Source organism: Rhizobium sp. NLR8a, assembly GCF_019685235.1.
Taxonomy (GTDB): domain Bacteria; phylum Pseudomonadota; class Alphaproteobacteria; order Rhizobiales; family Rhizobiaceae; genus Rhizobium.
On the sequence record NZ_JABDWI010000008.1, the window covers coordinates 157712 to 170200 of the forward strand.

Genomic DNA, 12489 nt, shown 5'->3' on the forward strand with positions numbered 1-12489 from the left:
GATCGCACGTTAGTGATTCGGCGTGACAAAGTCATCGTGGTGCGGTCGTTCTTCGCAGATTTCAATCAGACCTTTACATCACTGTCCCTCTAAGAACTGCTCCGCCAATCCGGAGCATAGGTTTCCATCTTTTCGCTTTCTCGCCAAAGATTGAACCGCTCGGTCCAGCGTTGCTCGACGCTCAGGGCAACGGCGAAAGGAAGATAGTGCTCGTAGCATTCGACGGACATTGCCGGGCCATCTATCTCGCCGCGAAAATAACGATTCAAACTAAGGATGTTATTGCGGATCCGCCGCTGCTTCGACGTTGGCATGCGCGACATCGCCAAAACCGCAATAATGCCGGCAATGTGCAGCAAGATCGCCATCAAATATGGCCACTGTTCGCTGATCACCTCAGTCGTACCGATATAGACAAGTGCAGCGATCACCGTCACCGGAAGCCCCACCATCAAACCAAGCGCCTGTTTGAACTGCTCGGCGGTGCCGGTCGCGACGGGAAACCGCTCAGGATGGCGGAACATGGTTACAACCAGAAAAACAATGAACAATAACCCTGAGATGGCGGCGGAATAGAGCGAAAGACCCGTAAGGTAGGCGACGGCAATGCCAAGAGCCAGAATTGTCGCCGAAGTCGCCAACATTGCTCGATCTACGCCACCTCTAACTTTCCGATATTCCTCTGCGACAATCTGGTGCAAGTCACGTTCGAAACCATGGAGGGCATGTCTGACCCTGCGCCGATCGTTGACTGGCCTCTCTCCTTCTATTCGACCAAATACCGAACGCGTCACAGCTGGAAGACCATACCATCTGGCGCGCGCCACCTTTCCCTTCTTGCGCACTTGCCTGGCTGACAAATCCGAAGCTTCGGCATCCTCATCAAGGCTGGAAATGCGAAGCATTCTTTTCACTGCGAGATGGCAGGCAGACGCCATGAAGGCTGCCTTTGCAGCACCGGGCTTCCAGTTCAAAAACAAATAGGCGGCTAAAGCAGGCGATATGCTCTCCGTCTCCTTGCTATCGACAGCAATTGAAGATGCGGGCAATCGCCAACCCCGCCACCTACTGAGGATAAACAGACCGGCGAGGAGCAGTCCCAAAATGCTTATGAATGGGAGAAAGTGATCGGAAAGCCACCACTCTACCCGCTTGCCACTCGTCATGGTCACAAAGGTCCCAGCGGGATATTCGATCTCGATGTCTGGCAGGACTCGATCCGCTTTACCAGCTGGAATAGACACCGAGATCTCATTCGGTGCGCTCCGCACCATGTCATAGGCGGCCGTCCGATCCTGTTGCGAAGGGCGCAACGTTCCGCCCGGCGGCAGCTTCAGAGTAAGCGTCTTTTTCGCGCCCTGACCGTGCACGCGGCCCATATAGGCCGGCAGGAAGAGAACCTCGCGGTCGCCTTCCTGACGAACCAGGCGTCCGAGCCAGTAAGCGATCTGGATCTTTGCAAGACCGGTGGGCAGATCTGCAGAGCAGTCTTTGCAGTGCTCGGCTCCTATATAGATCGAGTAGCCCGGCACATTATTTTCCCGAGAATAGTATTCGTCGAGTCCGTCGCGCCGGGCTGCGGCCAATTGGAAATCTCGCCAGTGAACACCACCCGCCGCATCCACGAAACGTTGAGGGATATCGACGTAGACCCCGCCGTAATTCATCGCCATTTTTACCGCGATGTCGAAGTGCTCCGACACAAAGGCAGTGCCGTCGGTGTAGACTTCGACCGTACTGTTTGCCGACTGGACGGTGAACTCCTTGTCAAAATCGCTGCACGACGTCAGAACAACCAGTATGGAGCATAAGATGGGCCATGATAAAAGACGCAACATCCTGGCGGCGAAATTCTCATCTGAAAATTTAAAGTAAAGAATATCGTTCTTCAAAAGAGATACCGAAGCTTGCGTTGTCGCAACACCTGACAACGTAGTGATGGTTTGCGCAATACAAAAGAAGGCTGGCCTTGCACCGACGAAAATTTTCGAGACTGCCTACGCCGTCTGGCTCGTCAGCTGACGCCGCCGGCGTCAGTCAGCAGGAACGTTTCGCCGCAGAGAACTTTGGGCAACAAAGACGCAGGATTCTCGGCTGTCGTCAAACACCGATATGCGTGCGAATTCGAGCCGCCGTCTGCTCCGGCGAAAGGTCCGTCGTATCAATTTCGACTGTGTGTTCAGCCAGTCCGCGCAACAGTTTATGGTTTGCCCGGAGCTGTTGCAGCTTCGCCGGATCCGTCAGCTTGAGCGCCTCGGATCGGCCGGGAGAGATGAGGCGCCTGGCATTCTCCTCCGGCGCGCAATCGAGGAGAACCGCGACCAGATCCGCGCCTCTGGCGGCAGCCAGATCGACATACGAGGAGAACATCGCACCATCATGCTCGTCATCCGCAAGAGCATCGGTAAAGACGAAGCTTTCAGCCGGATCGGCGTGCAAGGCGTGGTCGAAAACCGCTCGTCGAATCTGCTTACGCAGTGATGCATGCAGAGGATTGCTGCGGGCGAAAAGAACTTCGGCCGGATTGAGCAGCGTGTGATTGTCGATGAGCCGCGCGCCGAGGCTTCTCGCCAGCAATCGGCCGACCGTCAGCTTCCCGGTGCCTGGCCAGCCGTTGAGATGGACGATACGGCCGGCAGGCTTTTGCGTCACGCCGCCTCTTTCGACAGGTTGACGCCGCCGGCGTCGGTCAGCAGGAAGGCTTCGCCGCAGGCCTTGGCGAGCGTGCGCACCCGCAGGATATAGCTCTGGCGCTCGGTCACCGAGATGACGCCGCGGGCGTCGAGCAGGTTGAAGACGTGGCTGGCCTTGATGCACTGGTCGTAAGCCGGGAAGACGCATTTGTGCAGGCGCTGGTTGTCGCTTTGGCCGGGAGCGCCGGCATCGAGCAGCGCCCGGCATTCCTTCTCGGCATCGACGAAGTGGCGATGGAGCATCTCGGTATTGGCGAATTCGAAATTGTGACGCGAATATTCCTGCTCGGCCTGCAGGAAGACGTCGCCATAGCTGATCTTCTCGTCGCCCTCGCGGCCGTTGAAATTCAGATCATAGACGTTGTCGACGCCCTGGACATACATGGCGAGGCGCTCGAGACCATAGGTCAGTTCGCCGGCGACCGGCGCGCATTCGATGCCGCAGACCTGCTGGAAATAGGTGAATTGCGAGACTTCCATGCCGTCGCACCAGCATTCCCAGCCGAGGCCCCAGGCGCCGAGCGTCGGGCTTTCCCAGTCGTCCTCGACGAAACGGATGTCGTGCAGCAGCGGATCGAGACCGATCGCCGCCAGCGAGCCGAGATAGAGCTCCTGCAGATTGGGCGGGTTCGGCTTCAGGATGACCTGGTACTGGTAATAATGCTGCAGACGGTTCGGGTTTTCGCCATAGCGGCCGTCGGACGGGCGCCGCGACGGCTGCACATAGGCTGCCTTCCACGGCTTCGGCCCGAGGGCGCGCAGCGTGGTGGCCGGATGGAAGGTGCCGGCGCCGACTTCCATGTCGTAGGGCTGCAGCACCGCGCAACCCTTGTCCGCCCAGTAACCATGCAGGGTCAGGATCAGCGCCTGGAAGGAGCGCTTCGGGTTCATATGGTCTGGGATGGCTGACATGAAACGGCACCGATTGCTTGGGAATTATCGGCGCGACAGGTGCCATGGTGGGCGGCAGGGGTCAAGGGTTTTGCGGGGGCGAGGAGCTGTGCGGAGACACACGAGGCTTTTCGCCGAGACCTATTCGTCATCCCGCTTCAACCGATATTCCCCGGTCACGGGATCTTTGACCAGCGTGCCGATCGCGCCGGTCTGGCGCTCTTTCTCGGCGCGGCGGGACTTTTCGGCGAGCCTGCGGGCATCGGAGACGAAGCGGCGGTAGAGCCACCAGGCCGAAAAGACCAGCACCAGGATGGTGATAAGCTGTGCCATGCCCTCTCTTGCTCCTCTCAAAGCCCGAAGCGGCTCCACAATGCTCTCTCTTCCGCCACTTCGACAAGTCCCGTTGCGAGACCTGCCCCCGCGCCTTCGAGTGTAACAGGCGATACGCCGGGAATGCGGCGGCCGAAGAGGCCGCGGCCGGCGGTGACGAGTTCCAGCCGGGTCTTCTGGCCGTAGCGCCGCTTCAATTCCTGGCGCATGTCGCCGATACCGTCGATGAGGCCAAGCTCGAGGCCGCGCGTACCGCTCCAGAACAGGCCGGAAAACACCGTCGCATCATCCGTCAGCTTGCCGGCGCGGCGCTCACGCACCATTGCGATGAAGACCTGGTGGATTTCGAGCTGCAGGCTCTTGAGGTACTCGATATCCTTTTCCTTTTCCGGCTGGAACGGATCGAGGATCACCTTGTTTTCGCCGGCCGTATAGACGCGGCGCTCGACGCCGATCTTCTTCAGGAGCTCGGGAAAGCCGAAACCGCCGGAGACGACGCCGATCGAGCCGACGATCGAGGTGGCGTCGGCGATGATCTCGTCGCCGGCAAGCGCGATCATGTAGCCGCCGGAAGCGGCGACATCCTCGACGAAAACAAGCACCTTCTTCTGCTTTTCGCGGGCGAGCTCACGAATGCGGGTGAAGATCAGGCGGGACTGAACAGGCGAGCCGCCTGGCGAATTGATTGTTATGGCAACCGCCGGCGCCTCCTTCATGGCGAAGGCCTTTTCCAGGACCGGGGCGACATTGGCGAGATTGAGGGTGGGCCTGAACTGGCCACCGCCGCTGATGATCGCACCCTGCAGCCTGACGACGGGAACGGTGAGGCCCTCCTTGCGGAACCGTTTCGGCAGCAGCTTTTTCAAGAATCCGGCCATTTCCCATCCTTCGCTTCGGCTCGCGCGATCGTCAATCCGCGATCGCATCCATGTATGCGCTGGAACGACAAACGCAATGGCCGCGTTCCTGAAAAACATCGGATTGATTTTCTTGTTGCGAATGACTTGCATTATCATTCTAATCGGTCATAGTGCACGGACGATAAACAGGTGGAAATGGCATGGACGCCCTCAATCCCAATGCAAAAAGCGGCTGGCGGCACGAACGCGGAGAGGCGTCGCTGTCGGACGTCTACCGCACTGTGGGCACGGGGCGTCACAGCTCGATATGGCGCCGGGCGGCGGCCTTTGCCGGGCCGGGTTACATGGTCGCCGTCGGCTACATGGACCCAGGCAACTGGGCGACCTCGCTCGCCGGCGGCTCGAAATTCGGTTATGCGCTGCTCACCGTCGCGCTGCTTTCCAACGTGATGGCAATCGTGCTGCAATCGCTCTGCGCGCGGCTGGCGATCGCCTCCGGCCGCGACCTCGCGCAGGCCTGCCGCGACGCCTTTCCTAAATATGTCTCAGTGCCGCTCTGGGCCTTTGCGGAAATCGCCATCATCGCCACCGACATTGCCGAGGTGATCGGCACGGCAATCGGCCTCAACCTGCTCTTCGGCATCCCGCTGGAGCTCGGCGTTCTCATCACCGCGCTGGACGTCTTCCTGATCCTCTTCCTGCAGAAGCTCGGCTTCCGCTGGGTGGAAGCCTTCATCATCGCGCTGCTCGGCGTGATCGCGCTCTGCTTCGGCGTGCAGATCTTCCTTGCCGATCCGCAATGGGGCGCCGTTATTACCGGCTTCTTCCCGACAACCGAAATCGTCACCAATCCGGAGATGCTCTATCTCGCGCTCGGCATCCTCGGTGCGACGGTCATGCCGCACAATCTCTATCTCCATTCCGGCATTGTGCAGACGCGGGCCTATGGTCACACGATCCCTGAGAAGAAGGAGGCGCTGACTTATGCGACGATCGACTCCACCGTCGCGCTGTGTTTCGCGCTTCTGATCAATGCCTCGATCCTGATCCTTGCGGCCGCCGCCTTCAATGCCAACGGCAAGACCGACGTCGTCGAGCTCGGCAATGCCTATGCGCTGCTGTCGCCGCTGCTCGGCCTCGCGATCGCGCCGACGCTCTTCGGCATCGCGCTTCTGTGCTGCGGCCTCAACTCGACGGTGACGGCGACCCTTGCCGGCCAGATCGTCATGGAAGGCTTCCTGAAGATCCGGCTGAAACCGTGGGTGCGCCGGCTGATCACCCGCGCTATCGCCATCGTGCCGGCGGCGGTCGTCACCATCTGGTACGGCAACCAGGGCACGGCCGAACTCCTGATCCTCACACAGGTGGTGCTCAGCCTGCAGCTTTCCTTCGCGGTCTTTCCGCTTGTGATGTTCACCGCCAGCCGGGCCAAGATGGGCGAACTCGTCGCGCCGCGCTGGCTGAGCGGCACCGCCTATGTGATCGCCGTCGTCATCGCCGGGCTGAACGTCAAGCTGCTCTTCGACTTCGTCAGCGGCTAGCGATTGACGATCGAAGCCTGGCATAGGCTGCCCGGCCATTGTTGAAATCGTCGACCAGAGGGGAGAACTTGTGGCTCCCCTCTTCGTGCATGATGAGGGCCGCGCGTAGCGACAGCCGCGCACGCGAGCCCTTGATGGCGGTCACCAGGATGCGCACGGCATTTTCCCCGGCGCGTGGATGGATGGCGGTGATCTCGATGCCGCCGAAGCGCCGGCCGCAGGCATCGATGATCTCGGCGATCGACGGAGGCCTGGCGATCAGCGACAATTGCCCGCCCGGGATCATGATGGCGCCGGCCGTGCGGATCCAGCTTTCGAACAGGCCGTCGGTCATCGCATGGGCTTCGGCCTTCAGCGCATCGGGTGTGCGCCGGTCGCCGGCATCGTTGAAGGGTGGGTTCATGATCACGTGGTGGAAGCTTTCATCGGCAAGGCCGGCATCGTTGCGCGCCTTGGCGGTCAGCGTCACATCGGCCTCGATGACACTGAGGCGGGCTGCGAGATGGGCATTTTCCGGCAAAAGGATGCTGCGGCGGGCATAATCGGCCATTTCGGCCGAACGCTCGAACAGCACCACTTGCGTCTTGACAAGGCGCGAGGCGACGGCAAGGCCGGCAGCACCGGCGCCGGCGCCGAGATCGGCAACTTTGACCGGGCGATCGTCGGCGACAAGGGCGGCCAGCAGCATCGCATCCATGCCGGCGCGATGCCCCCTGCCCTTCGGCTGCACCACATGAAAGGCGCCGCGATGGAAGGCATCGATGGTTTCGGCGAATTTACCGGTCATCGCCCGCTCATGTCCTGTCGCGCAGTTCGCCGCCAAGACCGGCGTCGATCAGGATACGGCGGGCCCGGTCGGCCATTTCCTCATCCACCAGCAGGCGGCGCGGCAGCATGCCGAGCGAGCCTTCCAGAACGCTCATCCCCTGATCGGCGATGAAGCAGTGAATTCCGGCATCCTTCATCAGGCTCTCGGCAAAGGAGAGCAGGACGGGATCGTTGGCGCGGATAAGTTCATGCATTTGCCGTCTTTTTCCTTCCAATTTCGGCTGACGCGACAATTCACCCCTTGCCGCGCCCATCGCCCCTTTCTATTGTCAGATGCAATGAATGAACAGGAGTCCGGGTCGTTGGGCGTGGTCATACCGCTTGAAGAAAGCAAAAACAAACTGGCATCCATCAAGCCGTTGGTCGATCTCACCAGGGCTGACATGGAGCGGGTGAACCAGCTCATTCTGTCGAAAGCCGGCTCCGACGTGCAGATGATCCCCGAAGTGGCGAACCATCTGATCTCATCCGGGGGCAAGCGGCTGAGGCCGATGCTGACGCTGGCGGCCGCCTCGCTGTTCGACTACCGCGGCGAAAACCACATCAAGCTCGCCACCTCGGTCGAATTCATGCATACGGCGACGCTGCTGCATGACGACGTCGTCGATGAAAGCGACCTGCGCCGCGGCAAATCGACGGCTCGGATGATCTGGGGCAACCAGGCAAGCGTGCTGGTCGGCGATTTCCTGCTCGGGCAGGCCTTCCGCATGATGGTCGATGTCGGCTCGCTCGATGCGCTCGACGTCTTGTCTTCCGCTGCTTGCGTGATCGCCGAAGGCGAAGTGCTGCAGCTTTCCGTCGCCAAGAACATGGAGACGACGGAAGACGACTACCTCTCCGTCATCCGCGCCAAGACGGCGGCTCTCTTTGCGGCTGCCGCCGAAGTCGGGCCGATCGTCGCCGATGCCGGCCGTTCCGGCCGCAATGCGCTGAAATCCTACGGCATGAATCTCGGCCTCGCCTTTCAGCTCGTCGACGACGCGCTCGACTATGGCGGCAAGGCCGCCGATCTCGGCAAGAATGTCGGCGACGATTTCCGCGAAGGCAAGATCACGCTGCCCGTCATCCTGGCCTATCGCCGCGGCACCACGGAGGAGCGCGCCTTCTGGCGCGATGCGATCGAGGCCGGCAACAGCAGCGACGCCAACCTGGAAAAAGCGCTGGGGCTGATCACCAAATACGGCACGCTGAGCGACACGATCAATCGGGCGGTCCATTACGGCACGATCGCGCGGGACGCGCTGGCGCCGCTTCCCGATACGGTATGGAAATCCGCCCTGATGGAAGTGATCGACTTCTGCATCGAGCGCGTCAATTGATCGAACGCCGCGATCGAGGCTGATTTTCTTGCAGCGCCGCTCCAAAAAAGCCATCCTGTTATGAATCAGTGATGACGACTGATTTGCGACCGGCAGCGGCCGGACGCTCTCGAAGAAAGGTTTCCTAATGCGGCAGAGAATTGCCATCCGTCTTCTTACGAGCGCAGCCCTGGCGGCTGTCCTTTCGCTCGGCGGCGTTGCCGGCGCGAGTGCCGAAGATGCGGCCAAGGCGGGCGATGCCGGTAAGGCCGAGAGCTTCTTCGATGCCGATAGCGTCACCACTTTCTCCGGCGCCTTCCTCGCCGCGCGCACGGCCGATGTCGATCACGATTACGAAACGGCGATCGCGCTCTACAAGAAGGCGCTGCAGATCGAGCCCGGCAATCCCGAGATTCGCCAGCGGCTGATGATCTCGCTGCTGCTCAACGGCGACATCAAGGAAGGCGTCAAATACGCCAATGATCTGAAGAGCGATCCCTCGGTCGAGCGCATCACCACGATCGTGCGCGGCATGGATGCCGTACGCCGCGACGACTACAAGACCGCCGAGTCGATCCTGAAATATAAGGGGCCCAACGATCTCGACCGGATGATGAATGACCTGCTGCTCGCCTGGGCCCGGGTCGGCGCCGGCCGCGGCAAGGAAGCGCTCGCCATGGTCGAGAAGATGAAGGGGCCGGACTGGTTCCGCATCTTCCAGAATTACAATGCCGGTGCGATCGCCGTCGTCACCGGCGACGTGAAATCGGCCCGCCAGCATCTGAACGACGCCGTGCTCGACAAGGAAGGCGGGGCAACGGCGCCCGACACGTTCATGCGTGCGGTGATGGCGCTTGCCCGCCTGGAGGCGGCGCAGGGGAACAAGCAGAAGGCGCTCGATGCCGTGTCCGTCGGCGATAACCTGCTGCCGAATTATGCGCCGCTGAATGCGCTGCGCGACAGTATCGAGAAGGGCGAGAAGCAGGAGCAGCAGGTCAAGACCGCCGAAGAAGGCGCCGCCGGCGTGCTCTTCTCCGTCGGCGGCGCGCTGAACCGCGACGGCGCCGAGGATATCGTCTCGCTCTACCTGCAGACCGCCAACGCGCTCGATCCCAACAGCGCCGATACGCTGGTGCTGCTCGGCGGCATCGCCGAAAAGCAGAACCAGATGGACCGCGCCATCTCCCTCTACAAGAAGGTGCCGGAGAATTCACCGATGCGGCGCATTTCCGAGCTGCAGCTCGGCCTCGCCCTTGCCCAGGGCGGCAAGGTCGACGAGGCACGCAAGCACCTGCAGGCGCTGATCGCCTCCGACCCGAAGGACATCCGCAGCTACCTCGCCTATGGCAGCGTGCTCTCCGACGCCAAGGATTACGAGGCGATGGCCGCCAATTACGACAAGGCGGTCGAAGCGATCGGCCCAATTCCCGGCCGCGCCAACTGGAGCGTCTTCTTCCAGCGCGGCATCGCCTATGAGCGGCTGAAGAAGTGGGACCAGGCCGAACCGAACTTCCGCAAAGCTCTGGAGCTCAACCCCGACCAGCCGCAGGTGCTGAACTATCTCGGCTATTCCTGGATCGACATGAACCGGAACCTCGACGAAGGCCTCGCCATGATCAAGAAGGCCGTCGATCTTCGCCCTGACGACGGTTACATCATCGATTCGCTCGGCTGGGCGTACTTCCGTCTCAACCGCTTCGACGACGCCGTCGACGAGCTGGAGCGGGCGGCACAGATCAAGGCCGGCGACGCGACGATCAACGACCATCTCGGCGATGCCTACTGGCGCGTCGGGCGCAAGCTCGAAGCCGTCTACCAGTGGAACCGGGCGCTCGCCTCCGAGCCTGAAGCGGCCGAAATTCCGAAGATCAAGGAAAAGGTCGCAAACGGCCTGCCCGCTAACGACGATGCCAAGGCGGCCGACAAGAAGCAGCCGGATCCGGCGCCGGTCACGCCGCCGCCGGTCGACAAGAAGTCCTGACGGGCGCCACCGATGCCTGAGCAGGGCTTGGCCAATGCTTTCGGCGTCACCGAAGAGGCGCGCGCGAAGATCAATCTCGCCCTGCATGTAACGGGCCAGCGGCCGGACGGCTATCACCTGCTCGATATGCTGGTGACCTTCGCAGATTGCGGCGACCGGCTGGGCTTCCTGCCGGCGCAGGCTGACGCCTTCACCCTATCGGGCCGTTTCGGCGAGACGCTTGCCGACGACGGCGGCACCAACCTGGTGATCAGAGCGCGCGACCTCCTGCGCGACGTCGTGGGCACCCTTGCGTTCCCCGTTCATATCCACCTCCAGAAGAACCTGCCCGTCGCCTCGGGCATCGGCGGCGGCTCGGCCGACGCGGCGGCGACACTGCGGGGGCTGATGCGCCTCTGGGGCACTGGATTGCCGATAGAGACGCTGGCTGCGCTGGCGCTGAAGCTTGGCGCCGACGTGCCCATGTGCCTCGAGAGCCGGCCGCTGATTGCCCGCGGCATCGGCGAGGAGATCGAAGCCGTGCCCGATCTGCCGGCCTTCGCCATGGTGCTTGCCAACCCATTGAAGGGGGTTTCGACGCCGGAGGTTTTCCGCCGACTCAAGGCAAAGAACAATTCACCCCTGACGCTCGCACAGACCGCAGGCTGGCTTACGGCGATCGGCGCGGCTCGCAACGACCTGGAGCCACCGGCGCGCGAGGCCGTGCCCGAAATCGCGGCGATCTTGGCGATGCTGTGGACCGAGGGCGCTCTTCTTGCCCGTATGTCCGGCTCCGGCGCTACCTGCTTCGGGATCTTTGCCGACATGGCCGCGGCGCGAGATGCGGCGGCGGCTCTTCACGAGGCGCGGCCCGACTGGTATTTCCAGGCGACGGAAACGGTTTCGGGAGGCATGTGATGGCAGGTTTGGACGAAAAACGGCCCTTCATCGCCGTCGGCATTGCGGTTCTCACCGTCTCGGATACGCGCACGCCGGAGACGGACAAGTCCGGCGATACGCTGGCGGCGCGGATTGCCGAGGCGGGCCACAGGCTGGTCGAGCGGGCGATCGTGCCCGACGACCGGGAGGAAATCGCCACCCAGGTCAAAGCCTGGACCGAGCGGGAGGAGATCGATGTCGTCATCACCTCGGGCGGCACCGGTTTTACTGGCCGAGACGTGACGCCCGAGGCGGTGGAGCCGCTGTTCGAAAAGCGCATGGACGGCTTTTCCGCCGTCTTCCACCGTATTTCCTACGATAAGATCGGCACGGCGACGATCCAGTCGCGCGCCACCGCGGGTGTTGCCAACTCCACCTTCATCTTCGCCCTGCCCGGCTCGCCCGGCGCCTGCCGGGACGCCTGGGACGGCATACTGAAAGCACAGCTCGACTATCGCAGCATGCCGTGCAATTTCGTCGAGATCATGCCGCGCCTGGACGAGCATCTGAAACGCGGCGCGCAGAAATAGACTGGAGCTGCCGTTCCAGCGCCGCGGTCGCGCCGTCGAAAATCCGATTCAGACTTTCGGCGCCGACGCGCTGGCATTTGTCATGTGGCAATGCCCGGCAGAGCCGGCATCGAATCCCAGCCATCACCCGACAGCAAGATGCAGCTTATGCCGTGGATATCCGTGACCACGAGCGTCCAGGTGCCGCTTTTGGCGGCATAGACCTCAAGAACGGCGTTCTGATTGACCAGCCCGACGGCGGTGAGCTTCTCACCGAAATTCTGGTCGAGGAAACTGACGACGTCGGATCGACCTGCGCAACTGAGCATCGTCTGCGATGCTGCCGAATGCGGATGCGCGATCGCCAATGTCGGCAATATGACGGCCAGCAGGCCGCAGATCATACTGCGTACGCCGTGGATACTACCGCCTGGCATGACGCACCTCCTTTCGCCGGGAACCCGGCAGAAGAGGAGTTTTTCGCCGACCTGTTCTGCCGTTCACCGGCATTCCACGGCACCCGTTGCGAAGCGCGGCGCTTCGGCGGCGCCATGGACGAATTATAGCGCGAAATCCGATTGGGCGCCATCTTTGCGCGATGATGGGAAGCAATCACCAAAGCGCGCTTGCGGCGAGA

At 61.8% G+C, this 12489-nt stretch carries 13 protein-coding genes; 5 read left to right on the forward strand and 8 right to left on the reverse strand.

What is annotated here, in order from left to right; translation table 11 throughout:
* Positions 1–89 precede the first annotated feature (89 nt).
* From HJC04_RS16895 to HJC04_RS16915, 5 genes are all read right to left on the reverse strand, one after another.
* The gene (locus HJC04_RS16895; RefSeq protein WP_221146750.1) at positions 90–1838 is read right to left on the reverse strand and encodes a DUF2207 family protein; all 1749 of its coding nucleotides are present in this window, start codon (positions 1836–1838) and stop codon (positions 90–92) included.
* Between the two features lie 262 nt (positions 1839–2100).
* Positions 2101–2652, reverse strand: coding sequence for an AAA family ATPase (locus HJC04_RS16900; RefSeq protein WP_221122516.1), 552 nt, complete (start codon positions 2650–2652; stop codon positions 2101–2103).
* Entirely contained in the window at positions 2649–3605 is a 957-nt protein-coding gene (locus HJC04_RS16905; protein WP_210628989.1) for a glycine--tRNA ligase subunit alpha, read from the reverse strand. The genes HJC04_RS16900 and HJC04_RS16905 overlap by 4 nt, the downstream gene beginning before the upstream one ends.
* A gap of 120 nt (positions 3606–3725) precedes the next feature.
* Complete coding sequence (locus HJC04_RS16910; RefSeq protein ID WP_221122514.1) at positions 3726–3917, reverse strand: hypothetical protein; 192 nt, start codon at positions 3915–3917, stop codon at positions 3726–3728.
* A 17-nt stretch (positions 3918–3934) separates the two neighbouring features.
* A complete protein-coding gene (locus HJC04_RS16915) occupies positions 3935–4795 on the reverse strand; it encodes a S49 family peptidase (protein WP_221122513.1) in 861 nt (286 codons plus the stop codon).
* Positions 4796–4977: 182 nt separating this feature from the next.
* Between HJC04_RS16915 and HJC04_RS16920 the strand changes: the two genes are divergently transcribed.
* Positions 4978–6318: an Nramp family divalent metal transporter gene (locus HJC04_RS16920; protein WP_210628991.1), complete on the forward strand. Its 1341-nt coding sequence runs from the start codon at positions 4978–4980 to the stop codon at positions 6316–6318.
* Here the strand turns inward: HJC04_RS16920 and HJC04_RS16925 are convergent.
* Positions 6308–7105, reverse strand: a complete 798-nt coding sequence (locus tag HJC04_RS16925; protein ID WP_210628992.1) for a tRNA1(Val) (adenine(37)-N6)-methyltransferase — start codon at positions 7103–7105, stop codon at positions 6308–6310. The genes HJC04_RS16920 and HJC04_RS16925 overlap by 11 nt on opposite strands.
* A 7-nt stretch (positions 7106–7112) precedes the next feature.
* The gene (locus HJC04_RS16930) at positions 7113–7340 is read right to left on the reverse strand and encodes a DUF2007 domain-containing protein (RefSeq protein ID WP_088939554.1); all 228 of its coding nucleotides are present in this window, start codon (positions 7338–7340) and stop codon (positions 7113–7115) included.
* A 108-nt stretch (positions 7341–7448) separates the two neighbouring features.
* Here HJC04_RS16930 and HJC04_RS16935 point away from each other — a divergent pair, with 108 nt between their 5' ends.
* The 4 genes from HJC04_RS16935 (at position 7449) to moaB (ending at position 11873) form a co-directional block, all read left to right on the forward strand.
* Complete coding sequence (locus HJC04_RS16935) at positions 7449–8465, forward strand: polyprenyl synthetase family protein (RefSeq protein WP_210628993.1); 1017 nt, start codon at positions 7449–7451, stop codon at positions 8463–8465.
* 127 nt (positions 8466–8592) lie between these two features.
* Positions 8593–10425, forward strand: a complete 1833-nt coding sequence (locus HJC04_RS16940) for a tetratricopeptide repeat protein (RefSeq protein WP_210628994.1) — start codon at positions 8593–8595, stop codon at positions 10423–10425.
* A gap of 12 nt (positions 10426–10437) precedes the next feature.
* Positions 10438–11322 (forward strand): 4-(cytidine 5'-diphospho)-2-C-methyl-D-erythritol kinase, encoded by an 885-nt coding sequence (locus HJC04_RS16945; protein WP_221146684.1) that lies wholly within the window; start codon positions 10438–10440, stop codon positions 11320–11322.
* A complete protein-coding gene (moaB, locus tag HJC04_RS16950) occupies positions 11322–11873 on the forward strand; it encodes a molybdenum cofactor biosynthesis protein B (protein WP_221146685.1) in 552 nt (183 codons plus the stop codon). Before HJC04_RS16945 ends, moaB begins: the two co-directional genes overlap by 1 nt.
* A gap of 80 nt (positions 11874–11953) precedes the next feature.
* Here the strand turns inward: moaB and HJC04_RS16955 are convergent, their stop codons facing one another.
* A complete protein-coding gene (locus tag HJC04_RS16955; protein WP_221146686.1) occupies positions 11954–12289 on the reverse strand; it encodes a hypothetical protein in 336 nt (111 codons plus the stop codon).
* Positions 12290–12489 lie beyond the last annotated feature (200 nt).

Bases quoted from the DNA above. Each gene is read 5' to 3' on its own strand.
- HJC04_RS16895 (WP_221146750.1), bottom strand. From the start codon at position 1,838: ATGTTGCGTCTTTTATCATGGCCCATCTTATGCTCCATACTGGTTGTT.
- HJC04_RS16905 (WP_210628989.1), bottom strand. From the start codon at position 3,605: ATGTCAGCCATCCCAGACCATATGAACCCGAAGCGCTCCTTCCAGGCG.
- HJC04_RS16910 (WP_221122514.1), bottom strand. From the start codon at position 3,917: ATGGCACAGCTTATCACCATCCTGGTGCTGGTCTTTTCGGCCTGGTGG.
- HJC04_RS16915 (WP_221122513.1), bottom strand. From the start codon at position 4,795: ATGGCCGGATTCTTGAAAAAGCTGCTGCCGAAACGGTTCCGCAAGGAG.
- HJC04_RS16920 (WP_210628991.1), top strand. From the start codon at position 4,978: ATGGACGCCCTCAATCCCAATGCAAAAAGCGGCTGGCGGCACGAACGC.
- HJC04_RS16925 (WP_210628992.1), bottom strand. From the start codon at position 7,105: ATGACCGGTAAATTCGCCGAAACCATCGATGCCTTCCATCGCGGCGCC.
- HJC04_RS16930 (WP_088939554.1), bottom strand. From the start codon at position 7,340: ATGCATGAACTTATCCGCGCCAACGATCCCGTCCTGCTCTCCTTTGCC.
- HJC04_RS16940 (WP_210628994.1), top strand. From the start codon at position 8,593: ATGCGGCAGAGAATTGCCATCCGTCTTCTTACGAGCGCAGCCCTGGCG.
- HJC04_RS16945 (WP_221146684.1), top strand. From the start codon at position 10,438: ATGCCTGAGCAGGGCTTGGCCAATGCTTTCGGCGTCACCGAAGAGGCG.
- moaB (WP_221146685.1), top strand. From the start codon at position 11,322: ATGGCAGGTTTGGACGAAAAACGGCCCTTCATCGCCGTCGGCATTGCG.
- HJC04_RS16955 (WP_221146686.1), bottom strand. From the start codon at position 12,289: ATGCCAGGCGGTAGTATCCACGGCGTACGCAGTATGATCTGCGGCCTG.